The 26,042-nt window shown below is 64.5% G+C and carries 26 protein-coding genes; 2 read left to right on the top strand and 24 right to left on the bottom strand.

Annotation, left to right across the window (positions count from 1 at the left end):
• Positions 1 to 195: 195 nt before the first annotated feature.
• Positions 196 to 2,562, bottom strand: a complete 2,367-nt coding sequence (locus C7451_RS05490) for a TonB-dependent receptor (RefSeq protein ID WP_110297944.1) — start codon at positions 2,560 to 2,562, stop codon at positions 196 to 198.
• A 193-nt stretch (positions 2,563 to 2,755) separates the two neighbouring features.
• On the opposite strand from C7451_RS05490, the gene C7451_RS05485 reads away from it, so the two are divergent.
• The gene (locus C7451_RS05485; protein WP_110297943.1) at positions 2,756 to 3,403 is read left to right on the top strand and encodes a TetR/AcrR family transcriptional regulator; all 648 of its coding nucleotides are present in this window, start codon (positions 2,756 to 2,758) and stop codon (positions 3,401 to 3,403) included.
• Between the two features lie 112 nt (positions 3,404 to 3,515).
• Here the strand turns inward: C7451_RS05485 and C7451_RS05480 are convergent, their stop codons facing one another.
• Positions 3,516 to 4,736: an FAD-dependent monooxygenase gene (locus C7451_RS05480; protein WP_110297942.1), complete on the bottom strand. Its 1,221-nt coding sequence runs from the start codon at positions 4,734 to 4,736 to the stop codon at positions 3,516 to 3,518.
• Between the two features lie 139 nt (positions 4,737 to 4,875).
• Between C7451_RS05480 and C7451_RS05475 the strand changes: the two genes are divergently transcribed.
• Positions 4,876 to 7,212: an FtsK/SpoIIIE family DNA translocase gene (locus tag C7451_RS05475; RefSeq protein WP_110297941.1), complete on the top strand. Its 2,337-nt coding sequence runs from the start codon at positions 4,876 to 4,878 to the stop codon at positions 7,210 to 7,212.
• A 24-nt stretch (positions 7,213 to 7,236) separates the two neighbouring features.
• Here C7451_RS05475 and C7451_RS05470 read toward each other — a convergent pair whose 3' ends face one another.
• The 22 genes from C7451_RS05470 to C7451_RS05365 form a co-directional block, all read right to left on the bottom strand.
• Complete coding sequence (locus C7451_RS05470; protein WP_110297940.1) at positions 7,237 to 8,346, bottom strand: AI-2E family transporter; 1,110 nt, start codon at positions 8,344 to 8,346, stop codon at positions 7,237 to 7,239.
• Between the two features lie 165 nt (positions 8,347 to 8,511).
• Positions 8,512 to 8,853 (bottom strand): iron-sulfur cluster insertion protein ErpA, encoded by a 342-nt coding sequence (gene erpA, locus C7451_RS05465; protein ID WP_110297939.1) that lies wholly within the window; start codon positions 8,851 to 8,853, stop codon positions 8,512 to 8,514.
• 148 nt (positions 8,854 to 9,001) lie between these two features.
• Positions 9,002 to 10,123 (bottom strand): OmpA family protein, encoded by a 1,122-nt coding sequence (locus C7451_RS05460; protein ID WP_110297938.1) that lies wholly within the window; start codon positions 10,121 to 10,123, stop codon positions 9,002 to 9,004.
• Between the two features lie 221 nt (positions 10,124 to 10,344).
• Complete coding sequence (locus C7451_RS05455) at positions 10,345 to 10,788, bottom strand: DUF2793 domain-containing protein (RefSeq protein WP_110297937.1); 444 nt, start codon at positions 10,786 to 10,788, stop codon at positions 10,345 to 10,347.
• A 27-nt stretch (positions 10,789 to 10,815) separates the two neighbouring features.
• The gene (locus C7451_RS05450) at positions 10,816 to 13,008 is read right to left on the bottom strand and encodes a phage tail protein (RefSeq protein ID WP_110297936.1); all 2,193 of its coding nucleotides are present in this window, start codon (positions 13,006 to 13,008) and stop codon (positions 10,816 to 10,818) included.
• A gap of 12 nt (positions 13,009 to 13,020) precedes the next feature.
• The gene (locus C7451_RS05445; protein WP_244181619.1) at positions 13,021 to 13,425 is read right to left on the bottom strand and encodes a peptidoglycan endopeptidase; all 405 of its coding nucleotides are present in this window, start codon (positions 13,423 to 13,425) and stop codon (positions 13,021 to 13,023) included.
• A gap of 1 nt (position 13,426) precedes the next feature.
• On the bottom strand, positions 13,427 to 14,248 hold the full coding sequence (locus tag C7451_RS05440) for a DUF2163 domain-containing protein (RefSeq protein ID WP_110297935.1): 822 nt from the start codon (positions 14,246 to 14,248) through the stop codon (positions 13,427 to 13,429).
• Positions 14,245 to 16,578, bottom strand: coding sequence for a DUF2460 domain-containing protein (locus C7451_RS05435; protein ID WP_110297934.1), 2,334 nt, complete (start codon positions 16,576 to 16,578; stop codon positions 14,245 to 14,247). The genes C7451_RS05440 and C7451_RS05435 overlap by 4 nt, the downstream gene beginning before the upstream one ends.
• Before the next feature lie 4 nt (positions 16,579 to 16,582).
• Complete coding sequence (locus tag C7451_RS05430) at positions 16,583 to 17,146, bottom strand: tail tape measure protein (protein WP_110297933.1); 564 nt, start codon at positions 17,144 to 17,146, stop codon at positions 16,583 to 16,585.
• The gene (locus tag C7451_RS05425; protein ID WP_110297932.1) at positions 17,139 to 17,357 is read right to left on the bottom strand and encodes a phage tail assembly chaperone; all 219 of its coding nucleotides are present in this window, start codon (positions 17,355 to 17,357) and stop codon (positions 17,139 to 17,141) included. The genes C7451_RS05430 and C7451_RS05425 overlap by 8 nt, the downstream gene beginning before the upstream one ends.
• A complete protein-coding gene (locus C7451_RS05420) occupies positions 17,354 to 17,668 on the bottom strand; it encodes a gene transfer agent family protein (RefSeq protein ID WP_244181618.1) in 315 nt (104 codons plus the stop codon). The genes C7451_RS05425 and C7451_RS05420 overlap by 4 nt, the downstream gene beginning before the upstream one ends.
• On the bottom strand, positions 17,665 to 18,072 hold the full coding sequence (locus C7451_RS05415) for a phage tail tube protein (protein ID WP_110297931.1): 408 nt from the start codon (positions 18,070 to 18,072) through the stop codon (positions 17,665 to 17,667). The genes C7451_RS05420 and C7451_RS05415 overlap by 4 nt, the downstream gene beginning before the upstream one ends.
• 14 nt (positions 18,073 to 18,086) lie before the next feature.
• Entirely contained in the window at positions 18,087 to 18,479 is a 393-nt protein-coding gene (gp17, locus tag C7451_RS05410) for a tail completion protein gp17 (protein WP_167398427.1), read from the bottom strand.
• Between the two features lie 214 nt (positions 18,480 to 18,693).
• Positions 18,694 to 19,233, bottom strand: a complete 540-nt coding sequence (locus C7451_RS05405; protein WP_110297929.1) for a head-tail connector protein — start codon at positions 19,231 to 19,233, stop codon at positions 18,694 to 18,696.
• Entirely contained in the window at positions 19,233 to 19,514 is a 282-nt protein-coding gene (locus tag C7451_RS05400) for a phage fiber-tail adaptor protein (RefSeq protein ID WP_110297928.1), read from the bottom strand. The genes C7451_RS05405 and C7451_RS05400 overlap by 1 nt, the downstream gene beginning before the upstream one ends.
• A gap of 172 nt (positions 19,515 to 19,686) precedes the next feature.
• On the bottom strand, positions 19,687 to 20,946 hold the full coding sequence (locus C7451_RS05395; RefSeq protein ID WP_110297927.1) for a tail fiber domain-containing protein: 1,260 nt from the start codon (positions 20,944 to 20,946) through the stop codon (positions 19,687 to 19,689).
• A gap of 100 nt (positions 20,947 to 21,046) precedes the next feature.
• Positions 21,047 to 22,252 carry a phage major capsid protein gene (locus tag C7451_RS05390; protein WP_110297926.1) on the bottom strand — a complete coding sequence of 402 codons (1,206 nt, stop codon included), beginning with the start codon at positions 22,250 to 22,252 and terminating at the stop codon, positions 21,047 to 21,049.
• A gap of 99 nt (positions 22,253 to 22,351) precedes the next feature.
• Positions 22,352 to 22,744 (bottom strand): HK97 family phage prohead protease, encoded by a 393-nt coding sequence (locus C7451_RS05385; RefSeq protein WP_110297925.1) that lies wholly within the window; start codon positions 22,742 to 22,744, stop codon positions 22,352 to 22,354.
• Complete coding sequence (locus tag C7451_RS05380; protein WP_341866616.1) at positions 22,741 to 23,052, bottom strand: DUF6127 family protein; 312 nt, start codon at positions 23,050 to 23,052, stop codon at positions 22,741 to 22,743. Before C7451_RS05380 ends, C7451_RS05385 begins: the two co-directional genes overlap by 4 nt.
• Positions 23,049 to 24,182, bottom strand: coding sequence for a phage portal protein (locus C7451_RS05375; protein WP_110297923.1), 1,134 nt, complete (start codon positions 24,180 to 24,182; stop codon positions 23,049 to 23,051). The genes C7451_RS05380 and C7451_RS05375 overlap by 4 nt, the downstream gene beginning before the upstream one ends.
• Position 24,183: 1 nt before the next feature.
• Entirely contained in the window at positions 24,184 to 25,512 is a 1,329-nt protein-coding gene (locus C7451_RS05370; protein ID WP_110297922.1) for a DNA-packaging protein, read from the bottom strand.
• Positions 25,509 to 25,997 (bottom strand): hypothetical protein, encoded by a 489-nt coding sequence (locus tag C7451_RS05365; protein ID WP_110297921.1) that lies wholly within the window; start codon positions 25,995 to 25,997, stop codon positions 25,509 to 25,511. The genes C7451_RS05370 and C7451_RS05365 overlap by 4 nt, the downstream gene beginning before the upstream one ends.
• Positions 25,998 to 26,042 lie beyond the last annotated feature (45 nt).

Below are 26,042 nucleotides of genomic sequence, written 5' to 3'. Positions count from 1 at the left end.
CTAATGGCTCCGAGCGGGAGCTGGCCCAGAACAATCGGCTCAATCGAGCTAGCTCCACGCATCGCGCCCTGCCTTCCTAACCCAGCCCCATAGCGCTGGGTAACTGGGGAATGTCCAGACCTGACTATCGGACAGGATCGGTGACCGCAAGCGCGTGCTCGCGGCCACATTCCCAAATGCATTCAGCAATTCAGGTCAGAACTTCACAGTTCCGGTCACGAACACCTGACGCGGGTTGCCGTAGAATGCCGTCGCAACGCCCTCGGTGCCCAGCGTCGGGATGAGATTGCCGGCGGCGTTACGCGTCGGCGTACCATCGGGCGCGGTGGCCAGGAACTGATAGCCCGAGGTGATGTAGCGCTTGTCGAGAATGTTCCTGGCGTTGATGCCGAAGCTGAACCGATCCTCGTCATCCCGCCAGATCAGCGAAGCATCCCACAGCGCGAAGCCCGGCTGGTCGAGAAAGGGGCTGGGTGTTTCGAACTGGAAGGTCTTGCTGCGATAGCTGACCGTCGTGGACGCGGTGATCTGCCCCGAGAAAGCCGGGACCACACCCGAGAAGGTGCCCGACATCGTCCATTTCGGGGTGTTCTGGATGCGGCGCAGATTGGCGACGTCAATGTTGCGCGCATCGATGAAGCGCTTGTACTCGCCATCGATATATCCCAGCGTTGCGTTGAAGCTCAGGAACGAGCCGCTGCCGGCGAACTCCTGCGCAAACACGGCATTGCCCTCGAACTCGATGCCCTTGAACTCGGCCTTGCCCGCATTGGTGGTGACGCCGATGAAGGTATCGTTGACGCCATCACCGTTGGAGTCGAAGCCGGCGGAGCCGGGCACCTGGACATTGGTGTAATCGGCATAGAAGCCGGTCAGGGCCAGGTTGATCGCATTATTGGCAAAGCTGCCCTTCCAGCCCAGTTCGTAGCTGTCGACCGTTTCGGGCTCGAAGCTCAGGAAGTCGAAGATTTCCTGCTGACTGCGCACGCCATCGCGGTTGGTGTCGGGTGCGGCGGTGGAAAGCCCGCGCGGGTCGAAACCGCCGCCCTTGAAGCCCTGCGAATAGCTGGCGAAGAACAGATGATCGGTGTTGGGCTTGAAGCTCAATGACGCGCGCGGATTGAAATCGGTAAAGCGCGCCTGGCCGTTGAAGTTCGAGGTGGTCGCCACGACGATGGGAATGCCGCCGAATTCGGCCGAGCGGCCCAGCTTGGTCTGACGCAGGATGGTCGAGTTGCGCTTGTCGACGGTGTAGCGACCGCCCAGCGACAGCGAGAGCTGATCGGTGAAATCATAGGTGAAATCGCCGAAAACCGACCAGGTATCGGTGCGTACATCACCAGCCGTGAACGCGTTGAGATTGGGGACGGTGGTGAAAAGCAGAACGTCGAAGGCGGTCGAGGCCTTGGCGTCGAGATAGTAGAAGCCGACCAGACCCTTGAGGCGGTCGCCTTCATACAGCAGCTGGAATTCCTGGCTGACCTGCTCGTTGCGATAGACGGCGGGCACATCGACATCGATCGCCGGCAGCGCGTCGAAATCGATCGGGGTGAAGCTGTCATCCTTGCGCCAGGCGCTGATCGAGCGCAGCGTCAGTGTGTTCGTGAGCTCGGCAGAAATGTTCAACGCCAGACCAAAGGCTTCGATATCCTGCCGCGGATTGTTCAGGCCGGCGCGCGTGTCGAAGACATCGCGCAGCACCGGGGTCCCGCTGCGGATTCCAGGGATCAGGCGGTGACCGTTGCGCGGATCCGACTTGTCGCGGGTATAGTCGCCCGACAGGCGGATCAGCACCGGCGCACCATATCCGCCGATCTCCAGAGTGCCGCGGCCAGCCCAGACGTCGCGGTTATAGTTTTCAAGGCCGCGAATGTTGAGATTGTCGCCAAAGCCACCGCGCGACAAGCGCGCAACCGTGCCGCCGACACGAACCAGATCGCCGATCGGCGCAGATGCGGTGATCACCCCTTCGGCCTGGTCATAGGTGCCATAGGTGCCGCGCACCTTCAGGCTGAAGTCCTGCGGCAGCATCTTGGTGACATATTTGACCGCACCACCAATGGTGTTGCGACCATAGAGCGTGCCCTGCGGCCCACGCAGCACCTCGATCCGCTCGACCTCGTAAATGTCGAGCACCGCAGCCTGAGGGCGGTTGAGATAGACATCATCCAGATAGATGCCGACACCGGCTTCAAAACCGGGCACCGGGTCCTGCTGGCCCACACCACGAATGAAGGCGGTGAGCGTCGAGTTGGTGCCGCGCGAGGCTTCCAGCGTGGTATTGGGGGTGATCTGCGAGATATCGGTAATGTCTAGCGCGCCCTGATTTTCCAGCCGTTCGGCAGAAAAGGCGCTGATCGCGATCGGAACGTCCTGCAGGTTTTCGGCCCGGCGGCGCGCCGTGACGACGATCACGCTGCCATCTGCCGCAGTCGTCGCCTCCTCTTCCTGGGTGTCCTGGGCAATGGCCGCAGCAGGAAGAACCGTGATCGCGGCGGCGGCAACGCCCAGCGTCAGCGCGGTGCGCGTCGCGGCGAAACGGGTGAACCCGAAAATGGACATGAACTTCCTCCCTGCATCCTGACCTGCCTGCGGTGTGCCGGTTCCTCTGCTGACCAGCCTTGCGCAAGACGTGTTTGTCCATTAGTGAAAGTTGAACCAGCTTTCAACTCTTATCGGATAAGGGGAGACAGCGACGGCAAAATCGGCCAGATGTGTTGCACGCACGCATCATGTCCGACAGCGGGAGTGGATCATGGCGGCAAGGCCTTCGGCATCGGATGTACCGCTTGCAGCGTCAGGCGGCGAAGGCGCGCGCGCGGACAAGACGCCACGCACGGCCCGGGGCCGGGCCACCTTGCGCAAGCTGCTCGATGCGGCAGCGATCGAGTTCGGCGAACGCGGTTTCCACGAGGCATCGATCAGCGGCATCACCCGCAGGGCGGGGACTGCCCTTGGCAGCTTCTACACCTATTTTGATTCCAAGGACGAAATCTTCCGCGCACTCGTGCAGGACATGTCCGCGCAGGTCGGCAAGCATGCAGCCACAGCAATGCAGGAGGCGAGCGGGTCGCTCGACCGCGAGCGCGCGGCGCTCAAGGGTTTTCTGGAATTCGCGCGTGAGCACAAGGAAATCTACCGGATCATCGACGAGGCCGAGTTCGTCGATTCCGAAAGCTATCGCGCGCATTATCAGGTCACCGCCACGCGCATACTCAGCCGCTTGCAGGCGGGTGCAGACGCAGGCGAAATCCGAGGCGACGTCAGCGAACTGCACGCCTGGGCGGTGATGGGTATGAACGTGTTCCTGGGTCTTCGCTACGGCATCTGGAGCGAAGACATGGATGCCGACGCCGTTGCCAGCGCAGCGAACGACTTCATCACCCGTGGGTTGAAGGCGTGAATATCTGAAACGGTAAAGCACCCACCCCGTTTTCCGGCGAAAGCCGGAATCCAGAAGCGGGATCGCGCCGCATGACTTCTGGACTCCGGCTTTCGCCGGAGAACGGAGATGTTCAATCGCTCGCCATCAGCAGTTCGGGCAGGTCGCCGCTGGTCCCCCGCGCCTCGTCGATGATGAAGCGTCGGATCAGCCCGGTACGCCCAACCAGCTGCATGCCGATACGACGCACCAGCGAGGGTGCCTTGCCGGGCAGCCCGTAGAGCCGGTTCAGCACGTCCGTCGCAGATGCCATCATCGTGTTGTCGAGCATCCGCCATTGCTGATAGCGCTGAAGCTGCGCAAGATCGCCCGGATCGAGCCCCAGTCGCGCGCCTTCACCCAGCACGTCTGCAAGCGCGGCGACGTCGCGAAGACCGAGATTCAGGCCCTGACCGGCGATCGGGTGGATGATATGCGCGCTATCCCCCACCAATGCGATACGCGGTGCGACCATGTCGCTCGCCTGGCAGAGCGTGAGCGGCCAGCTGCTGCGAGGAGCCACCGGTGTGATCTGGCCCAGAAAGCCGCCGCTCGCCTCGGTCAGTGCCGCACCGAATGCGCGGTCGGACAAGGAGGTCCAGGCATCGGCCTTGCCCTCGGGGACAGTCCAGACGATCGAGGCCATCGGCCGTCCCTCATCGTCGTCGTTGAGAGGCAATATGGCGAGCGGCCCATCGGGATAGAAGATCTCGAACGCCGTGTTCTGATGGCCGCGTTCCATCGTCACGGCGGTGACAATCCCGCGCTGGCGATAGGACCATTGGCTCAAGCCGATCCCGGCCAGATCCCGCGTGGGCGATGCACGCCCTTCTGCCCCCACGGTCAGCGATGCCGTGAACTCGCGCCCGTCCGCGAGGATGACCGTCGCCCGGTGCGCATCTACCGATCGATGCGCAATATCGGCCGCCATCACCAGATCGATATCGGCATCGTCGCGTGCGGCCTGATAGAGAGCCGACCGAAGCAGGCTGTTGGGCAGCATCACGCCCATGCCGTCCACCCCGGCATCGAAATCCAGCGAACCCTTGCGAAGGCCATCGCTGACCGCAATCCGGTCGATCGGACAGGCGTCGCGCCAAAGGCTGTCTGCCAGCCCCAGATTCTGCAGCATCTGCCAGCTGGTGGATGCGAGCGCCGACGCGCGGCCATCGAATGCGGTATCGGCGAGCGTGTCGGGCGTGATCCGGTCGATCACCCTGACGCTGAGGCCATGCCGCGCTAGCGCAAGCGCGAGGGATAGTCCCGCCGGTCCTGCGCCCATTATGAGGATGTCGCTGTGGTTACCCTGTGTCATGCCTGCCAATGTAGGCGGTCTGCAGACGACTGAACAGGGGCTAGGTGCGCACAGCCTGCCCCAAGTCCTTGCTTGACGCGGAGTCCATGGTCTGCGCAAAAAGGACAGTATTTACCATATTGCCGGAGAATTCGAGGTCATGGCCAGTCGCGCCGCCACCAGAAACGCGCCCGACTGGCGCGACCTGATGCGTCAGAGCCTGATGCGCAGCGGTAGCCTGATCCTGGCGCTGCTGCTGTTTGCGCTGGTCGCCTTCACCACTATCGCGCTGTTGACCTATCATCAGACCGATCCGTCGTTCAACACCGCAGCAGGCGGCGGAGTCGACAACTGGATGGGAGCAAGCGGCGCATGGATCGCCGATTTCATGCTGTTCGTAGGCGGCCCTGCCAGCGCGCTCCTGCTGCCGATCACCGCAGTGCAGGCGCACCGGCTGTGGATCAACCATCCGCTTGGCCACTGGCGCCGCTCGGTCATCGCGACATTGCTCAGCCTGCTGCTGCTTGCCGTCGCCGCGGCAATATTTTTCGGTGAATCGGCGCCCCATTTCCCGGCCGGCCCTGGCGGACTTCTTGGCATGATGGGTGCTCGCGGCATTCAAGCCCTCGCCAGTCTGCTGCCGCCTGCTGGCGGTGCCTGGGCACTGTACGGCAGCGCATCCGTGCTCGGTCTGATGGGCACGGCATTGGGCTGGAAGGCGCTGGGGCTGGAGCGCGGCCTGCTGCGCATGCCACCGATCAAGGTGAGCATGCCCGAAGCCCTGTTTCGTCGCCCGATTGGTCCGGTGATCGACGAGGACGATGTTGACGCGATTGATGACGTCAGCGAACCTCGTCGCCCAGCCCTGGCGGCGCCACGCAAGGAGGCCGTGCCCGACAACCGCCCGCCGCCGGAAATCACCGAACCTTCGCTGCGCCCGGCAAAGGCGCAACTTGGACCCAAGAGCAAGCAGGGGGACTTTTTCGGACCTTACGAGCTGCCTTCGGTCGATCTGCTCGATCCGCCACCCTCCAGCACGGGCCCCGCGCTCGACAAGATCGCGCTGGAACGCAACGCACGCCTGCTCGAGACGGTGCTCAGCGATTTCAACGTCAAGGGCGAAATCACAGCGGTTCGCCCCGGCCCGGTCGTCACGCGCTACGAGTTACTGCCGGCACCCGGCATCAAGGCCAACCGGGTCATCCAGCTGGCCGATGATATAGCGCGCAACATGTCGGCGCGGTCGGCACGTGTCGCCGCGATCCCCTGCCGCAAGGAACTGGGCATCGAACTGCCGAACCAGCATCGCGACGCTGTGGTGCTGCACGAGATGATCGGCTCGAGCCATTTTGCAGAAAATAGCGGTGAGCTGCCCGTGATCCTCGGCAAGAACATCTCGGGCGATCCGGTGATCGCCGACCTGGCGCCGATGCCGCATCTGCTGATCGCGGGCACCACCGGGTCGGGCAAGTCGGTGGGTCTCAACGCCATGATCCTGTCGCTGCTCTACCGGATGACACCGGAAACGCTGCGCATGATCATGATCGACCCCAAGATGCTCGAATTGTCGATCTATGACGACATTCCGCATTTGCTCTCTCCCGTCGTGACCGAGCCAGCCAAGGCCGTTCGCGCGCTCAAATGGGCGGTGGAGCAGATGGAAGAGCGCTACCGGATGATGAGCGAGCTCAAGGTCCGCAGCCTGGTCAATTTCAACGACAAGGTGCGTGTCGCGAAAGCCAAGGGGCTGCCTTTGGGCGAAGAGGTGCAGACCGGCTGGGATCCGGTCAGCGGTCAGCCACAATATGAAAAGAAGCAGCTCGATTACGAGCCCCTGCCCCAGATCGTGGTGATCGTGGACGAGCTGGCGGACCTCATGATGACTGCGGGCAAGGAAGTGGAATTCCTGATCCAGCGCCTGGCGCAGAAGGCCCGCGCAGCAGGAATCCACCTGATCATGGCGACACAGCGTCCGTCGGTCGACGTCATCACCGGCGTCATCAAGGCCAACCTTCCCACCCGCATCAGCTTCCATGTCACCAGCAAGATCGACTCGCGCACGATTCTGGGCGAACAGGGCGCGGAGCAGCTGCTGGGCAAGGGCGACATGCTCTACATGTCCGGTGGCAAGCAGGTCGAGCGCGTTCACGGCCCGTTTGTTTCGGACGAGGAGGTGCGGCGTGTCGCCGATCATTGGCGTGCACAGGGTTCACCGGATTACATCCAGGCAGTCACCGAGGAGCCCGAGGACGGCGGCTTTGCGCTTGATGGAGCCAGCCTGGATGACAGCCCCGAGGAGCAGATGTACCGCTCCGCCTGCCAGATTGTCTTCGAAAGCCAGAAAGCATCGACCAGCTGGCTACAGCGCCAGTTGCGCATCGGCTATAACAGCGCCGCGAGGCTCGTCGAGCGGATGGAAGAGGATGGGTATATCAGCGCGCCCAACCATGTCGGCAGGCGCGAGGTGTTCCGCGACAAGGACGGCAACCCGCTCTGATCGGATGGAGGCGATCGGGCGGGGTCAGTCCTGCCCGGCGATCCGGATAGGCTTGGCGAGCAGCGTCTTCACGTAAAGCCGCTGAATCATGACATAGGTCACGACGGTCAGGGGTGCCGAAAGCAGCACGCCCATAAACCCGAAGACAAGTCCGGCTGCCACCACGGCGAACAGCAGCACCGCAGGGGGCACATCCACCGCCTGTTTCTGGATCATGGGCTGCAGGAAATTGCCTTGGATCTGCTGGACCAGCAGGAACAGGCCAACGGTCCAGAGTGCCGCGGTGGGGGACACGGTGAACGCCAGCAGCACCGCAGGGATCCCTGCAATGACCGGGCCGACCATCGGAATGACATCCAGCAGGCCTGCAATGATCCCCAAGCCGCCAGAGGCCGGGACGCCCAGAGCCCACAAGCCGCCGCCGGTCAGCAGCGAGACGACGACGGATGATACGGCCTGACCCATCATCCACCCGCGAAGACCACGCGATGCATCGTCAAGCGCCGCGCCCATCGGTGGCTCTGCTCGCGCTGGAAGCAGCAGCAGCAGACCACGACGATACACGTTCGGATCGCTCGCGATGAAGATGGCACCAACAAAGACCAGCACGAAATTTGCAATTCCGTTTGTGGCAGTCATGGCAAAGCCACCCAGACGCGATGCCAGGCTCGAGAGATCGCCGGTGCCTTGCCGCACGACCTGGCGCGCCTGCTCCCCCAGACCGAACTCATCGAGCTGGGCCTCGACACGGTCGATGGCGGGAGGGATGCTCTGCTGGATCGTGTCGAACTCGCTCGAGATCTGCGATCCAAACAGCGTGAATGCCCCTGCGAAAACGGCCAGCAGCAGGAAAACCGATATCGCGAGAGCCGGGCCGCGACGCATGCCTGTCCAGCCACAGACGCGGCGGGCCAGCGACGAGAATACCGCCGCCAGAACCAGTGCCGCAAAGACCAGCAGCAGGAACTGGGTCAATTCGATCAGCAGCCATGCAAGGCCCACAAGCGCAAGGACCGTCAGGGTCATGGCGGCAACCCGGCCAGCCTCCTGCCGGGTCATCGCATGCGGCGCAGGGTGAACATGACCCGGGTCGCATGTCTGATCGGAAAGCTCGTTCTTCGATGCGTCGATCATGACTGCCCCTTCGTCACCACATTCTCCAGCCGGATGCCGCTGGCTGCCAGCCCATCCGCTGTGTTGGGCGTCCTTGTCGTTGGAGGCCGTGATCGCTGCGGGCCTGTCACTGGCACTGGACTACGCGAGCCTATCCGGGAGGTTCCACTGACTGCGGTGATCGTCTCAGACCGAAAAACTCGATCCACAACCACAGCCTGAAGCGGCGTTCGGATTGGTGACCTGAAAAGCTGCGCCGCCAAGAGACTCGACGAAATCCACGGCACTTCCTCGCACCAGGTCGAGGCTCATTTCATCAACGACGAGTGAAACACCATCGGTTTGAGCCAAAGTGTCACCTGGCTCGGGGGCATCGGCCAGACCGAAGCGATACTGGAAGCCGGAGCAGCCCCCTCCTTCGACCGACAGACGCAAAATGGCTGGTTTGCCCTGCCTGGAGGCGATCGCGGCCACGCGCTTGGCAGCGCTCGGCGTCAAAGTGATGGTTTCTGCAGCTTCCAAGTCCATGTCTGCTACATAATCGCTGTCAGAGGTAACCGCAAGCAAGCGCGGTTTTTCATAATTCAAGCAACGGCCAATCCCCACAATGCAAAAAAAAGGGCCGGTCCGAAGACCGACCCTCTTTTTTGCCAAACCATAAGGTCCGGCGATAGGCTTACATGCCCGAACCCGGACCGTAGGTGATTTCCACGCGACGGTTCTGCAGTTCGCGAACGCCGTCGGCGGTCTGAACGCGGTTGCGCGTTTCACCGAATGCCTCGGTGCTGATCGCACTGGCCGGGATGTTCCGCGAGACCAGATAGGCCTTGACGGAGTCGGCACGGCGCTGGGACAGACCCACGTTATAGGTGGCTGCACCCGAACGGTCGGCGTGACCAGCAAGCATGACCGGCACCGAACCGCAGTTGCCATAAGCAGCGACGGCGTTGTCGAGGATGGTCGCAGCTTCCGGAGTGATGTTCGACTTATCGAAGTCGAAGAACACAATGTACGGACCCTTCTCGCAAACCGGCGGCGGCGGAGGAGGGGGCGGCGGAGGCGGCGGGGGCGGCGGGGGCGGCGGCGGCGGCGGGGGCGGGGGCGGGGGAGCCGCTTCTTCACCACCGAAGTTGTAGATGATGCTGCCCAGGATCGAGTGGCTGCGGAAGCGGCCATCGAAATCACGTCCACCAACGTCGAGCAGGCTGACCGAGTCGCTGTTGAAGAAACGGTACTTCAGGCCGACGTCCCAGCTGTCGCTGAGCGGAGCGCGAACGCCCGCGAGAACCTGCCAGGCAAAGCCCGTGTCCGAATCGTTTAGGAATGCGGCGCGACCCGGGCGGGTTGCAGCCGCCGTAATGTCGGTGCGAGCAACGCCGACACCGCCGCCGACAAAGCCCTGCAGGCCATCATCTTCACCAAAGTCGATCAAACCGTTCAGCATGAAAGACAATGCATTGGCCGAGCCGACTGCAGCAGAAAGTCCGGTGAGGGGACCCAGCGGAGCGCCGCGAGCGATCGGAACAGTGGACGTCAGATTGTTGACATCGGATTCGCGGTAGCTGACTTCCGATTCAAGACGAAACGGACCGAAATCGTAACCAACGATCGCACCCAGATCGTAACCGGTCCGGTTGTCAAGCGTCACAGCATTGTTCACCACGCCGACATCGAACTCGATGTCCTCGACGATCATGGCGCCACCTTCGACGCCGACATACCACTGACCGTCGCGGGCGAAAGCCGGCGTCGTCAGGGCGGTAGATGCCAACGCCAGTCCAACGACTAACTTGCGCATGTTTATTCCCCTTATAATTAGGATTTGGAACGACAACTCGGCAACGTTACTAACGCCTAGTCGGTTGCCACGCAAGCGCGGTTTTGGCTGGAGTGTTGCCGAAATGTCGCCATTTCAGGGGGTGTCGCGCAAAAAATGCACCTGCCGTCAGAGCGTGCATGTGTTACCCGCCAGTCAAGGTAACGCCACGAATCATAACCTCATATTACACTTAAGATCAATCATGTAACGGCGAGAAGTCCCGCGTGTCTGAGAGCGGTAAGCAGCGCGACAAGCGACGAGCGCGCTTCAAGATCGACGATGGTTCCACCGCTCGGGCTATCGACTGAGGCGGGAGCCAACCATTGCGTCCCGTCGAAGGTTCGCAATAGACCTGCTGCCCGATCCAGCATCCGCATACCCGCCACGGGACGCGCAAAACGCCAGCCGCCTTCGCTGAAAATGGCAATCTGCGAGGCTCTTCCCGTCCATGCACCCGTAGCGGATTCGTCGATGATCCACGCTTCCCCGTTCGCAGGGGTGAGCATGGAAGGATCGCCGGCGACAGCCATGACCGATCCCACCAGCAGCGCATCGATGATGATCAGCGCCTCGTTATGGGTGATCTCCTTTTGCGACTGCGCGGCATGAAGCAATGGCATCGAGAAGTTTGGAGTGTGGCTCATGGACAGGTTTCCTCCGATAGACAGATCTCACCGCGGCAATGGAACGGTCACGGCTGATGACACGCCCAATGCACCGCGCTGGACGATCAGCGCATCGAGCGACACCGTCGCGGCAGAACGAAAGTGCGCCATTGTTACGGTATCAATCGCAAGGCTCGGTGCCGCGACCTCGATGGCTGCGACCTCGGTGCCATCTGCTAGAATGATGACTCGGTAGGCTTCGAACGCCTCGTCGAGCGGCACCTCAACCTGATCGCGCCAGGCAAATCCGCTTCGACTGCGACGGACCCAGCGCAGGGTGACGCTCCCGTCGGCATCGACATCGCAAACCGGATGCACGGGTGCCAGGGGTCGCATCGCACGACCGATATCGGTCAGACCGGCATGCACAGGCACGGCATCGCCCCTGCCTTGTGCCAGAGCCTGAAAATCCGGGCGAGCACTCACCCGGTCCGGATCGACCAGAACCAGGGCATCATTCACAAGGACAAAGCTCTCGTCGGTCCCGTGAGCGGAGATAGCGTCTTCCGTCCCGCCGCGACCCCGCCACAATCCACTCAACCGGAATGTCCGGTCTCCCATCGGTTCTGCCCGCGCAAACTGCAAGAGCTCGCGGCCCACCATCGCCATATTGGCACCACGCGACAGGGCATCGTCGTCAGCATTGGCGAGCACAAATGGGCCGTCGCGCACCAGCTCGACAGTGATCGTGTTGAGATCGTCGCGGATGAGCGACGACCCCGGACCAGGGCCGACAACCACGTCTCCCAGCGTGGCTCCAATCCGCAGGAAATCGAGTATTTCGCCTGGCAACGCCGCATCGTCGGCTTCATAGACATGGGCACCGCGCCAGCCTGGCTGACGCCCAGCGGCAGCGATGCCGATATGGGGATGGCTCATGGGGCGGTCCATCGGCGAGGGCAGATCGAAAATCGCCAGTCGGGTCTCTCCGATCGGACCATCCGGTGAACTGATGCTGCGTCCCGGATCGCTTACCTCGGTTGAAGCGCCAGAGGCTTTGCCACGGCTTTCCAGTTCGAGATCGACCCCCTCCGCGCCCCACTGCCATCGCCGGACCAGCCACTCGCCCGCCATGCCCTCGATTGCGACCACCTTCCCAGGGAGCAGGTCCATATCAAACAGCGCCAGCCTCAATCGGATGCGTTCTCGTCCGTCGCGATCCAGCCTCAGCAACTCGTTGACCCGCTGCTGCGCGCGTCCGGCCGTCATGACTGCGGGAACGTCGATGTGCTCTACACGGCCATCAGAGCTTGCACCTGCGCGCCTGAGCCCCGGTTGATAGTCGCGCTCAGGCTCGTAATATCGCAGCGCCAGCGCTCCTGTTGCGCGCACCGACCTGCGCCGTTCCAGAAACCCGATCGCTTCCTGCTCACGCGGAAGCAACATCCTGTTGGTGATGGTCATGTCAGGCCCGGCAGCCGCTTCACGCCAGGCCGTTCGCAAAAACCCATCTTCTTCGGAAAGCGCCACGGGAAAGCCTGCGGCGATGGCCTGGATGGCATCGCGCCGGGTGTCTCCGGTCAAGCTCCAACCGGCGACCGCCTGGTCACCCCTCGGAGACGGTAGTGCGTCCACCAGTTCCGCCATCAGCCGGTTCAGCTGGACTTCTCCATCGGTGCCGATGACTTCGAAGGTGAGCGAGGGGATACGGTTACCAAACTCCTCGAGCGCCATGTCCTCGAACACGGCATAAGCGAGACCGCGATAGGCAGGGCATTGTCCGACCCCCTCGGCGGCAGCGATCAGCGGATCGACGGACTGGTCCCCATGCCCGTCATGCAGTCTGAAATCCGTCTCGCTGGTGAATACGCCATCTGCGCCGCGCAACAGGTTGCCCTCGGCCCAAATGCGCCCCACGCTCGCGATCGGTCTGGCGGAAAGGGCGACAGCAAAGGATACGGAATAGCTGTAGCGCGTCGTACCGGGTCGCCCCTTTCCTCCGCCTTCACGGATGCGGCGCTCCTTGAGATCGGTGGCCCAGATCACGGTACCCGCAATCCGCGCGCGGCCATGTACATGCGCAAAGGCGCTGCCATATTGCGAGCTCTGCACGGCGAGATCGACCAGCCTGGGACCTTCGCGATCCCGGGGCCGGAACAGCAAGGTCTGGTCGACCGTCCGCCCTAAAAGTGCCCCCAAGGCCCCGCCCAATGGACCGCCGACCAGAGTGCCGACGGCGCTCAATACCAATGTTGCCATTGCCTGCTCTCCCTACCGGATCTGCCAGCGCCGCCGGATCGGCCACGGCACGGGCAGCGGAGAAGCAACGACCCGGCCAAGCCCGGCATGCGCATGTACCAGCAGACCCATGCCAATGATCATCACATGGAACTGGCCCGAATTCGGCTCGCACAGCAGAATATCCCCCGGCCGATCTGGCCTGACGTCCTCGACTTCCGTCAATCCGCATGACGATGCCCAGTCATCAAAGCGGTCCAGACAGCCACCGCGCAGCCGGTAAGCGATCGGCGCATCGACGCTGCGGCCGACCCGCTCCAGCGCTGCAGCCAGCACCCCGACACAATCCAGCCCGGTGGCCGGATCGCGTCCGTGAAAACGGAAAGTGCAGCCGACCAATCCGTGTGCCGCCTCGGCCAGGCCGATGGACATATCCATGTCAGAATGTCGCAAAACGGGTGAGCAGATCATTGCCGGGCAGGTGCGGCTCACCGCGAAAATTGTGTGCATTTTCGAACCTGTTGGCACAGGTGGCAAAGCTCTTGTCGCACCCCTCGACCAGCAGCGCCCGATCGCCCGGCTGCGCGGGTGACGCCAGCTGCGTTTCCAGAAGAAGCGCTCCGCCTTCCTGCCCCACTATTCGGGCCTGAAGCCCGGCATTGTCTCCGTCGATCCAGCGCAGCAGTCCATGCGCAAGACGTTCCGCTCCGACTTCATCGACGCCGGCAAAGCGCAGACTTTCGTCTTCCACTGCCGACAGCGCGGCGACCTGTTCGAAGCGGGTGCGGCTGAGCCCGCAGCCGGGACCGCAAAAATCCGCGCGGCAGGATGGAGAGGACACCGGTGCAAACGGGCGATCCAGCCTGGCCTTGATTCCACGAAGTTCGGCGGAAAAGCGCTGCCCCTGAACCGATAATGCGCCCAGATGCCCATGCCAGAACCACATGACACCGTCCTGCGGCCTTTCCCAATCGGCAAGACCCATGGCGATTGCCGCCTGATCCCACCGCCCTGCTTCGAGATCGTCCTGACGTATCAGCACATGGCTGAGCGCACCGCCGACATCCATGTCGAGCGGCTCCAGGCCGTCGTCCATCTCGATCGCTGAAGGCAACATCCCGGGCGCTGCATGATAGCGGACGTGATCGATGATCAGATCCCGATCATGCGCTACGAAACCGAGCGCAATTCCGTCAGCACGCTCGATCCGCCACAGCATAGCGATGGTTTCCAGCGGGCGGTCGAACCAGCGCGTTCTCATACCGCCTCGCGAATCTCGACCAGAGGCACCGAGGCCGCAACGCCGGCGGCAAATGTGGCTGCGCCTACCGTCAGTTCGTCGGTGGCGAAGCGAACCGGCACGTCGAAAAGATAGCCGGCTCGAATTTCTGCCCCAGGTGCGGGCGGTGTCGCGAAACGCACCACGCCCCCCTGCTGCAGCGACCATCCGTTCACGGGCGCCCCGTCAATCGACACCAGCAAGGAACCTTCGACGGGCCGGGTGATCCTGCGCTGCTGACCCTCGGTAGGATCCCCGTAATGCTTGATCAATGCAAAGTCGGAGCGAACCCCGTCTCCCTCCCCCAGCAGCTGGTCGGAATGATGCGGGGCTGCGCCATCCTCAGCCGAACTGCAGTCGAGCGGATCGCGCAGGCGAAAGCCGCGCGCTGCGCCCCGCCGCGCGCGGAAGAAGCGGACAAGATCGGCACAATCGGCCTCAGATCGGATACCCGGGCCGACATCGAAGCTCAGGCTCGCATCGGCCCACAGGCTGTTGCGGGTCTCATGGCCGCTCACGGACTGGAAGACCTGGGTGGAAAAGCGGCTGGTGCATTCAGCCTCCCGGCCGATCGCAAGCGGAAACAGCACATCGTCAAAGGCCTGCATCGCTTCTGCTCCTTCTGGCTGAAGATCGAAATAGGTGAACCCGTCGCGCGTCACCTGCGGCAGCGCCCAGATCAACGTTTCGGCGACCCCGCGTCCCTTGGCCATGTCTGCAGACAGCGCGATGTTGGCCCAGACCTGCGCCTGTTCCGGCCGCAGCACGAATCCGCTCATGTAATGCTGCCGGGCGAGCGGGTACCCCAGCCGCTGCTGCATGAGGTCGAGGCCCGCCTGATGGTCGGCAAACCGCCCCTCGATCACCCAGTCATAGTCTTCGAGCTGCAGCACATCGAAAGCCGGCCATGCCCAGCCAAGGGGCACGTTCGCGCGCCGGGCCTCGGGCGCTGCGCTGTCCAGCACTGTCGGAAGATAGACCAGCACCAGCGATTCCACTGGCCGCGGCGCAACGGCAGCGCGGACAGCGCCGACAAGAGCCAGGGTCGAGTCCGCCAGAATAGCACCCGCCTGATCGAGCATCGACGTCTGCGCCGCATTCATCGGTCCACGAATGCTCGGGATCGAGACACTGGCCGTGCCAAAGGCCTCGCTGGCCGCATGGTCGTAGAGGCAGATTCGGCCATCGGGCATGATCCACCACCAGGGCTCGCCCACCTGGAAGCGAACTGGCAGGTCTGCTTGAGCCATGATCTGCGCAAACGCGACCCCGACCGCCTGCAGATAGCCCATGGCATCGGGATTGGCAGGACTGAGCAGGGTCGAGGGCGGCTCCCAGCCCGTCAATGCGGGATCGCCATTTTCGGCGCGCTGCTTCCAGCCGGACGGGCAATGAACATCAAAAAGCTCGTATGACAGCGAGATGATCGGGCTGAGCCCCCAGCGCTTTGCCTCGTGCGCCAGATTGCGATGCCATGCTGCGCAGGGCGGGCAGATCGCCCCGCCGGCCGTCGTCACGAGCAGGTCTTCGCCAACGCGAGCCAGCGAGAAATAATGGCTCATGCCGACATAATGGTTGATCGACCCCCGATACCCCAGGCCGATGATGTTGCGAACGATCCGCGCGGGTGCGAGATTGAAGCTGTCGTCATAGGCGGTCGCCATCGCCAGGCCGTGCGGGGGAACAAGCACATCGCCGATCTCCAGGATCGAACGCGCGCCGTCGCAGGCAATCTCGGTCAGTTCGACCCAGCCATCGGCAGGGCTGGCCAGCGGTCCGGGCGTCGCATCGTAGCCGGGAGGGACCAGCGAAATGAACATCCGGTCGATATCGGCAGGATAGACCGGCTCGGCCTCATCGGGCAGCGCGAAGCCGCCTGACAGAGCGGAAAACGGCAATCGTATCCGGGCATCCTCCGGCGTCCCGCTCGCATAGTTCCAAAGCCGCACATACCAGCTGCGCGGTACGCCTGCGGCATCGCGTCCCTCGACCGTCAGCGTCGGGCCGTGCACCGCATCAAGCGGCTTGATCCCCGACGACCGCCACCGAAAGCTCAAGCTGGTACGACTGTAATCGCGATCGGTCGCATAGGCGAGCAACGGGTGATCGAAGTGATCCTCGCTGTCCCAGATAAGCCCGGCCAGCGCATCGCGATCGTGGAACTGGACATCGACGCGCAGCGCGTCCGGCGCAGGTGTGACCACCGACGCCATCATCGGACGCGGGAAGTTGACCGTCCAGAAGCGCGGATCGAACCGCTGAACATGGCTCCTGGCCTGATCGCGGCCTGCCTTGCACAACCAATAGGGCATGGCCTCAATCCTGCATCAGGGCACGGCGCACGGCGCGCGCGACCTGTCGACTGGATGCCTGGAGCGCAGCAGGCGCGGTCTGCTGGCCGGCGTGAATGCTGATCGACACGCGCACATCGCGCGCGCCTGCGCTGCCCCCGGGTTCGACACGGCCATAGCCTTGCGGAACGAAAAGCTCGGGCCCGCGCTCGCCGACCAGATAGGGGCGACCCGCCGTAACTGGCCCGCCAGTCGCGCGACCTGGCAGACCGAGCAGCGCAGACAGCAGGCCGACCGGCGGGGAGGCACCGCCATCCGCGCCGCCGAGCCCGAGCGCCGCAATGCCTTTCTGGATCGCAGCCGCGGCGATCTCCTCCATCACCGCCAGGGCGATGCGCTTCAGATCCTCAAACCCCAGCGAACCGCGCCGAAGCGCCGTCATCAAGCCACGTTCGAGCACCTGCCCCGCGCGGCCAAGGCCTTCGATCAGTACATTGTCAATCTGGCCGCGCATCACGGCGACATCGCGGCCAAAGCCCTGGGTATCCGCGCGCACACTGACCAGCAGCTGCTCGATTTCTTCATCCATCGGGTGTCTCCGGTTCGTCGGGGAACAGGGTCTGCAGGGCCGCTATCGCTTCAGCCGATGGCGGCGCGGACACCGGATCGCCAGGCAAAGTCAGCGAGGCTGCCAGTTCGTCCGGCGTCGCCTGCCAGAATTCCCGTGGTCGCCAGCCGAGCATTCGCGCTGCGATTCCCGCGAGGACCTTGGCTCCATCGGCAAAACGTGCCCGGGTCATCGGCCCTGCAAAATCTGCCGGAGCAGGATCTTGAGCACGGGTGTCAGCGCCAGGAGCCCGACATCGGCCAGGGCGTGGGCAAACCCTTCGCGGTCGAACGGACAGGTTCCGGCCACGCGGCAGTGCCAGAACAGCGCCACCAGTTCCGCCAGGCCCAGCCGGCCAGCGGCTGCGCGCTCGACCAGATCGAACAGCGGCCCGATTTCCTGCTCTGCCGCCACCAGGGCATTGAAGCTGGGGCGCAACAGCACCTCGTGCCCGGCAAGTTGGAGCATCGCCTCGCCCCGGACATGGTTGGCCACGGCGCTCACAGGCTCTCCACCGCGCCGGAGCTTTCCAGCGCCATCGAGTAGTTGCGTTCGCCATTGAAATCGCCGGCATATTCCAATCGTGCGACGAGAAAGCGGCCGCGCATCCGTGCACCGCTCTCGAAGCTCAGCTCGTAATCGTCGAGCGTCCCGTTCATCGCGTGCACGCGGATCGCGTCTTCCGCATCCGAGCCGAGAAACAATCCGGCGGCGGAGACCGAGACCGATCGCACGCCAGCGCCCGAAAGCAGCTCGCGCCAGCCGCCGCTGCCCTTGTGCGTGATCACGACCGGCTCGCCATTGATCGCCAGCTGCGTGGTGCGCAGCCCCGCAACGGTGCGATAGGCCGGCGGGCTTGCCCCATCGCCGATCTTGAGCAGGAAGGCGCTGCCTTTTTCCGCTGTCATGTCATGTCCTTTCGTCAGAGAGCCAGCAGCCGCGCCCGGTAATCGAGCGTGGCAAGCCAGAGTTCGCCAAACCGCACCGTGCGGCTCCGCAGGGGGTGCAGGCTGACCAGCTGGAAGCTGCTTCCGGTGCGCGGCATGGTCATCAGCCGCAGGTCGAGAGCACCGCCGATCGCTGACACCGGCGCTGCATCGGATGATCCATCGCGGATCGAAAAGGCCAGCCGCACTTCCCGCCCAGGACGGTCCTTGGTGCCCCAGTCGGTCGCCAGCACGTCGTCGAGCAGGACATAGGGCGCCGCGATCCGCGCCGGGCTGCGGTGGAACACGCCATTGACCTGCGTCAGCAGCGCGGCATCGCTGGCGAGCCAGTCGATCACGGACAGCACAAAATCCTGTTCCAGGCTCATCGCCCCAATCTCCCAAGCCATCGCAGTCCGGCATCGAGCCACCGTCGGCGCAGCAGGCCTCGCCCGAAAAGGCGCACACGGCCCCTGTCGCGAACGATGCGGATATCGGGCCACTGGATCTCGATCTGATCACACATCTGCTGGGCGCGACGTTCGGCCCTGCGCTCACCGATCTGCAAGGCACGACGCAGCAGGGCGCTTCCGAAGCGGTGGTTCACAGCCGCATCCTCCGCCAGGGGCGCCAGAGTGCCGCGACCATGGCAGGCGGGGCTGCGTCAGCGGAATCGCGCGCCAGATGGACATGCGCCGCCAGCCGGATGATGCCCTGGCGCAAAGGTTCGGGCAGGTCACCCCATTGCGAGGCCAGACCCGCCATATAGCGGACCTCGATCCGCCCTGCCGATCCCGGGTGCAATACCCGGACCCGGCCCGTCCCATCGGCTGAGATGTCGATTGCATAGGCATCTTGCGCCAGGGCAAAGACCTCGCCGTCGGCGGAAAGGCCCTGCACCCCGGTGATTGCACTGACCGGCTGTGCGCTCAGCATCTGCCAGTTGCGGGCCACCGCCAGCGTCTCGCGATGCTGTCGGACAAGGAGCGCCTGGCCGATGAATTGTTCGCAAAGGTCCGCTGCGCTGCGCAGATGCCCGATCAGCATGGCATCATCATCGTCGCGGGTGATGTGCAGAAAGGCACGCGCTTCGGAAAGGGCGAAAGGCGCGAGCGGGGCGGCATCGCTGGTCACCAGAGCCATCAGCGATGCTCCACCCTGACGGTAATCGAGCGTTCGTCGATCTCACCGTTGGTCAGCGTGACGCGGTTGGTCAGCGCATAGCTTGCTCCCGAGCGCCCGCCGGCAATCGTCACCAGAGCAGATAGTCCGTCATGGCCGGAAGCCAGCACGGTCAGCCCGTCGGGCTCGGCAGGGATCACCTGCCACTGGCTGGCGGAGACGAGGTTCGCACCCAGATAGGCCGCGCCCCAATCGACGCGATAGTCGGTCCGGCTGTCCGGATCCTTCACCAAAAGGCTCATTGTTCTTCCCTCTTCAGGATTTCAGGGGCGGGGGCGGCGTGGCACGAGGGGTGCGGTTCGGCCCGCGGGCGGACGATGGTTTGCGATGCGCGCCGCTTCGGCCAGGGGTCCGGTCGCAGAGCCTGCCCCCCCGCGCAGCACCCCGCCGCACAAGGCTGCGCCGCTCAGTGCATCAGCCTGCAGCATGGTTGCTCTCCGGCTCGATCAGCGCCGCGATGTCGTGCGCGATCACTGCAACGAGGAACAGCGCCAGCTGGTCTGGCCGGATGCCGAAGCGGTCTTGCTCCGCGCCATCATCGTCGATCCAGCGGTCATGGCAGCACCAGGCATAGCGGCGCCAGTCCAGGCCGTGCTCGGTCAGGATCGCAAACGCGCGCTGCGCGCGCAGGCCGAAATGAAGACGCGCTTCATCCGGCCCCTTGGTCGTGCGCGCATCCAGCCACTGGTACAGGCCGAGCTCGCGCATCAGCGCGCGTCCGGCAGCAATCTCCTGCGCTTGCAGCGGCCCCAGCCAATGCTTGTCGCGCGCGTCTGATGTATTGATGGCGCCGGTCGCAGCATAGACCTGCGTCCAGCGCCGACTGGCCGAGCCCGATGCAGAATAATTGTCGAAGGCAGGACGCAGGCCGGTCGATACGATCTGCACGGCAGGGATATGCCCGGCACCGCCCACGCTGATGTTCAGCGTGTCGCCTTCTTCCGTCGCCCACAGACCGACATGCCCGCCCCCGTCCAGCAGTACCAGCCCTCCGCCAAATGCCCCTTCAAGGGTCAGCGCTGCGGATCGGTTTGCAAAGGGATCGAAGCCCAGCCAACGGACGTGGACCGGGCTCGCAGCATTGGGAGTGCCGATACCCAGCCGGCCCGTTGCGCCCAGGCGGGCGCGTTCGATTCCTCCCACAGAAATGGCCAGAGCGCCGGGCTCGGGACGGAACAGACCGGTCGAGATGTCTCCTGCAAAATGGAGCGCTGGCGATGCGGCATTGCCGTCCTGCAGCGCCAGCGTGGCATGATCATGGGCTGCAGCAGCATAGCTGCCTGCTGGCTGCTTGCCATCCAGCACGGATTGAAGGCCTTCCACCTCGGTCAGGTCGTGGCGATGGGTCGGCACGTCCTGCCGATCCGCAAACCAGGCAGAGGCCACTGTCAGGGTCACGATCTTCAGGCCCGGAAGAAAATCCACGAGGCCATTGGCGCTTGATGAGGCAAGCACGCTGTGTCTCACCAGGCTGGTGCCGTCACATTCGCCTTCGCCAACCTCCCATTGCTGCTCGTGAGCGACCCCGGCAATCGCGTAATGAAAGCGCGCGCCAACCGGTACAGCCTCGGCAAATCGGCGGTGGCCTGGCGTTGCGCCGGAAAGTGCCAGCGCGCCGGTACCCGCGCCGGTTGAGGTTTCGCGCACCAGATCGGCAAAGACGAGTTCGGACATGGCTCAATCCCGATGAAAGACATGGAAATGCCCGCGCGGCGGGGGAAACCGCGCGGGCTCGCACCCTCTGGCAGAGAGTGATCGGACAGGATCGGTGGCTTCAGCTGGCCGCGAATTTCATCAGCTTGATCGCTTGCGAATTCATCACCTGCCCGCCGATCCGCTTGGTCGCATAGAAATGCACGAAGGGTTTGTTGGTGAAGGGATCGCGCAGGATGGTCGTCGCGCTGCGTTCGGCGATCAGATAGCCGGCGCGGAAATTGCCGAACGCGATCGAGAGGCTGTTCGCGGCGATGTCAGGCATGTCCTCGGCCTCGACCACCGGATAGCCGAGCAGCGTTGCCGGCTGCCCCGCGGCCAGCGAGGGCTGCCACAGGAACGCGCCGTCATCGCTCTTCATCTTGCGGATGCGCGCCAGCGTCGACGAGTTCATCACGAAGCTCGCCCCCTGGCGATAGGCGGGGCGCAGCGCATGGACCAGATCGACCAGCCGGTCCTCCGGCGACACGCTGGCGAAATTGCCGTCCGCACCCGAGGCGACATATTGCAGCGTGCCGAAGGCGCGCGCGGCATCGTCCTGCGGCGTGGGCGTACCGTTGAGGAACCCGCGCGGCCGGTTGGTGCCATTGCCGTTGATGAACGCCGCCCCTTCGGCCCGCGCGAATTCCTCGGCAATTTCGCCCGCCAGCCAGCTTTCGACGTCGAACGCTGCGTCATCCAGCATCGCCTGGCTCGCCGCCGGATTAGCATAGAGCTCACCCGACGGCGGGGCGACTTCGGCAAAGGCCGGCGTGTCGGTCTCGGGCCGCGCCGCCGTTTCGCTCACCCAGCCCGAGGGCGTCCCGCCGGTGGTGACGAGCTTGCGGTAACCCGCCGTGCCGGTCTGCACGACCTGTGCGATCGCGCGGATCGGGGAGATATCGGCGAGCGTCCGGGCGATCAGCGCGTCGATCTCGCGCGGCACCGCGAAGCCGCCATCGGGACCGGTGGTCGCGGTGAAGCTCTTCACCCCGGTTTCCAGCCCGCGCCGCAGATACTGGTCGACAAAGCTCTTGGTCTCGGGCGCCCGGTCCTCGTCGCTGCCCAGCGAGGGACGCGCGCCGGTACGAGCGATCCGCTCTATCCGCTCGCGCATCGTCGCGCCTTCGGCGCGGATAGCCTCGACATCACTTTTCACGCCATCGAGCCCGGTCTCGAGCGCGGCGATGCGCTCTTCATGCTCCTCGGCAGCGAGCAGGCTGTCAAACGAGGCCTCGAGCGGATCGGCTTCGGCCTTCAGTTCGAGGGGATTTGAGGGGATATCCATCTTTTCTTCCTTCCGTTCAGGGATCGCACGGGGAAAATCCCCGGATTGCGGGCACAAAAAACCCCGCCGAAGCGGGGCAGCTGGGAAAAAGGGAAACGCTCAGCGCGCCATGTGAACCTTCGCCCCCGGCATCATCGGCACGCTGACCAGGCTGATTTCGACGAGATCGAGATCGATCAGTTCACGCGGCGCGCTGCCTTCGGAATGACGCACGCGATAGCCGAAGCTGAGGCCGCGCGCCGCACCGCTCCGCAGGGCGGCCTCAGCTTCGTCGGCATCCGGTACCAGCGCCGCGATGACCCGCAGTCCGCGCCGGTCCTCCTGCGCCAGCGTCACAGCGCCGATGCGCCGATCGGGCCGGTGCTGCCAGAGCAGCGGCAGCGGCTGGCGCAGATCGGCCAGCGACCGCGCGAACGCCCCGCGCCGCACGATATCGCCGCCGCGATCCACCTTGTCGAACAAAGCGGCATAGCCAGCCAGGCGGAACGTCAAAGCACCATCTCGCCCAGGCCCAGTTGCACCGCCAGCGCTGCAAGCAGCAGCGCCATGACGCCGCGAATGAACTTGTCGAAGGTCTGGCCCCAGATGCCCGAACGTGCATCGCGCCAGCCCTGCAGCAGTTCGCGCAGCTCGCGCAGGTCGTCGCCAGCGCGTGCATCGGCGAGGCCGATCCGTGCCAGCGCCCGGGCAGCACCCAGATCGCCTGCCTCCTCCACCACCGCCCGCAGCGTGGCAATGTCCGCGCCTTCCTCTGCCGCCTGAGCCAGAAGGCTGGCGAGCATGTCCTCGCTTTCCATCATCCTGATATCCCCAGCATCGCCCGCTTTTCTTGCGGAGAGAGAAAGTCTGCCGCCCCCACCTGTTGCCAGAGCATCTCGCGATCCTCGGACAGTGCGGGCACCTTGTCCCGGTCGACAGCCAAAGCGGCACCCGGCCACCAATGCTCGAGCCCCTCGGCCAGCGCGGCGGTGATCTTGTCTGCCAGCGGCAGCAGCGTGAGCCGCCACAGTGCGCGATTGGCCTCGCGATAATTGGCATAGGTATTGTCGCCCGGCAGCCCGAGCAGCATCGGCGGCACCCCGAAGGCGAGCGCGATCTCGCGCGCCGCATTCGACTTGAGCGCGACGAAGTCCATGTCCGCTGGTGACAGGGCCATGCTCTGCCAGCTGAGCCCCCCTTCGAGCAGCATCGGCCGCCCGGCATTGGCGTGGCCGGCAAAGCTCGCCTCGAGCTCGGCCTTCAACCGGTCGAACTGTTCGGGCGTCAGCACCCCGCCGGGCTCATCCGGGCGATAGACAAGTGCGCCCGAGGGACGCGCAGCATTGTCGAGCAGCGCCTGGTTCCAGCGCCCGGCGGCATTGTGCACCGCCACCGCCCGCGCCGCTGCGCCCAGGCAGCCGAGACCATAATGGTCATCGCTGGGGTGAAACGCCTTGATATGGACGATCACCGGCGCACCATCGCCCTCTTGCGCCGAGAGCCGGGAAACGCTGTCGCCGACGCGGTACACATAAGCAGCTGGCCAGCCGCGCTCGTCGGGCTCGATGCTCACCCGGTCCGGGCGCAGCGCGAACAGCTCGGCGGGCCTGCCGTCGGCATCGCGCAGGAACTGCACATAGCCATTGCCGTGCAGCAGCAGATGCGCCGCCAGCGTCTCAAGCAGCCCCTGGCCCGCGCTGGTCGCGGACACGAGTGCGGTAATGGCTGGATCGGACCCGAGCAGCGGCGCGCCGCCCACCCCTTCGGCCACCAGTCGCACCGCGCGCTGGGCGATGGGATTGTCGCAATAGGCGGCGCGCACCTGCTCGGCATGGCTGAGCGGCGGATCGGCGAGCGCCAGGCTCCACGGGCCTGTGAACGCGCGCGCCAGCACCGGTCGGTCCCGCGCCGCACCCTTGAGCGCAAGCGCAAGCTGCTTCCAATATCCCATATCATGTCTCCAGCGATCGGATGCGCGGGGTGCCGCGCCGTCCCAGCATCAATTCGGTCAGCGCCCAGACCAGCGCATCGGCCCGGTCGGGGGAGCGGCCCGGCCCCTGATAGGTGCCACCTGCCATCAGGCCGCACATCTCGTCCTCCAGTCTGGCAAAGGTGCCGCAATGGACCACACGGCCCGCTTCGTAGAGCGCGGCCACCGGCTCGGCCCTTGCCGCCTTGCCCCGGCTTGCGTGCACCAGCCGCACCGGCAGCGCGATGTTCGAGGCGCGCAGTACCGCGCCTACCATCTCGCCGCCCTGATTGGCCTCGGCGATGATCCGGTCCGCGCCCCAGGCATCGGACGCGTTCGCCACAGCGCGCGCCCAGCCTTCGGGCGAAGCCCCTTCGACCGAGCAATCCGCCAGCACCGCTGCCCGGCCATCGTCCTGCAGCGCGCAGACAATGATCCCGCACGCATCGCCCGAAGACCCTGCAGGTGGATCGACCCCGATCACGACACGCACACAACCTTCAGCGCTCCAGCGGATACGGCACGCCTCGATCAGGCTGCGGCTCCACAAGGCGCCGTCGATGTCCTCGAGCAGTTCGCCTTCCAGCTCCTGCCGCCCCAGCGCCGTGCCGCCATAATGCCGCTCGACCGCCGCGAGGAACGCGGGCGGCAGGTTCGCGCGATTGGCATGGCTGCTGCCCCGGCTGATGACGAGGCCCGGATCATCGAGCAATCGTCGCACCAGCGGCACGGCACGCGGCGTGGTCGTCGCGCAGATCTGTGGCAGTCGTCCGACCCGCAGGCCGAGCTGCAGATTGTCCCATGCCGCCATCGCGCGACCCGAAGCATTGTCCCATTTGGCAATCTCGTCGCACCAGGCATGGCTGTGCTCGGGTCCGCGCAGGCCTTCCGGCTCGGCAGCAGAGAACAGCACCGCCTGCGCCCCGCCTGGCCAGCGCAAGCGGCGCAGCGAGGGTTCCCATTGCGGTCGCGTCGACTCGGGCGCGATCGCCAGCAGCCCGCTCTGCCCCTCGACCATGACACTGCGCGCCTCGGCCAGGTTTGCTGCGACCAATGCGATGCGCGCATCGGCAATCGATTCGCCGATCTGCCGCACCCATTCCGCTCCGGCGCGCGTCTTGCCAAAGCCCCGGCCTGCGAGGATCAGCCAGGTCCGCCAGTCCCCCGCCGGTGCCAGCTGTTCGGGCCTCGCCCAGAACGGCCAGTGAAACTCAAGCGCCGCAACTGCGCCATCGGAAAGACCGTCCAGATAGAGGCGCGCGGCCTCGCCCGGCATGGCCGCCAGCCTTTCGGCCAGCGACAGATGCTTCATGCGGCACCTGATCCCGGTGCTGCGGAGGCTGTGTCATTCGAGCGCTGGTCGTCTTTCGTGCTGCCATCCAGCCGCTGGCGGATCTGCTCCAGCGTCGCAGCCAGCTGGTCACGCGCTGTTCTTGCAAGTTGCGGCTCGGCAGGTGGATCGCTGCGGGTCTTCTCGGCGCTCTGCTTGTAGGCCATCAGCAGCTTCAAGCCTTGCGCATCGTCAAATTCGGTCGCCCTGCCGATGCTGCCGTCAGGCCGCTTGACCGGCTTGATCGTGCCGAAGCGCGCGGTCTTGAGCATGCGGAATTCCAGCTCGTCATAGCCGGTCGCAATCGCCATCTGCCAGCCCCGGCTGAACGCCGGGCACGTCGCGCGCAGCCGATAGACTGCCGATCGCGAAACTCCGGCACGCCTCGCCGAAACCGAGACGTTCGACGTTTCGGCAAGATGGTCGAGAAAGGCGCACAGGCTTTCCTCCGACAGGCTATCGGACAAGGCATTCTCCGCTGGGTACAGGAAATCCGAGAAAGCCTGTTGCCG

It is taken from the genome of Blastomonas natatoria (assembly GCF_003201955.1).
GTDB lineage: Bacteria > Pseudomonadota > Alphaproteobacteria > Sphingomonadales > Sphingomonadaceae > Blastomonas > Blastomonas natatoria.
This window is presented reverse-complemented; position numbering and strand designations above follow the sequence as displayed.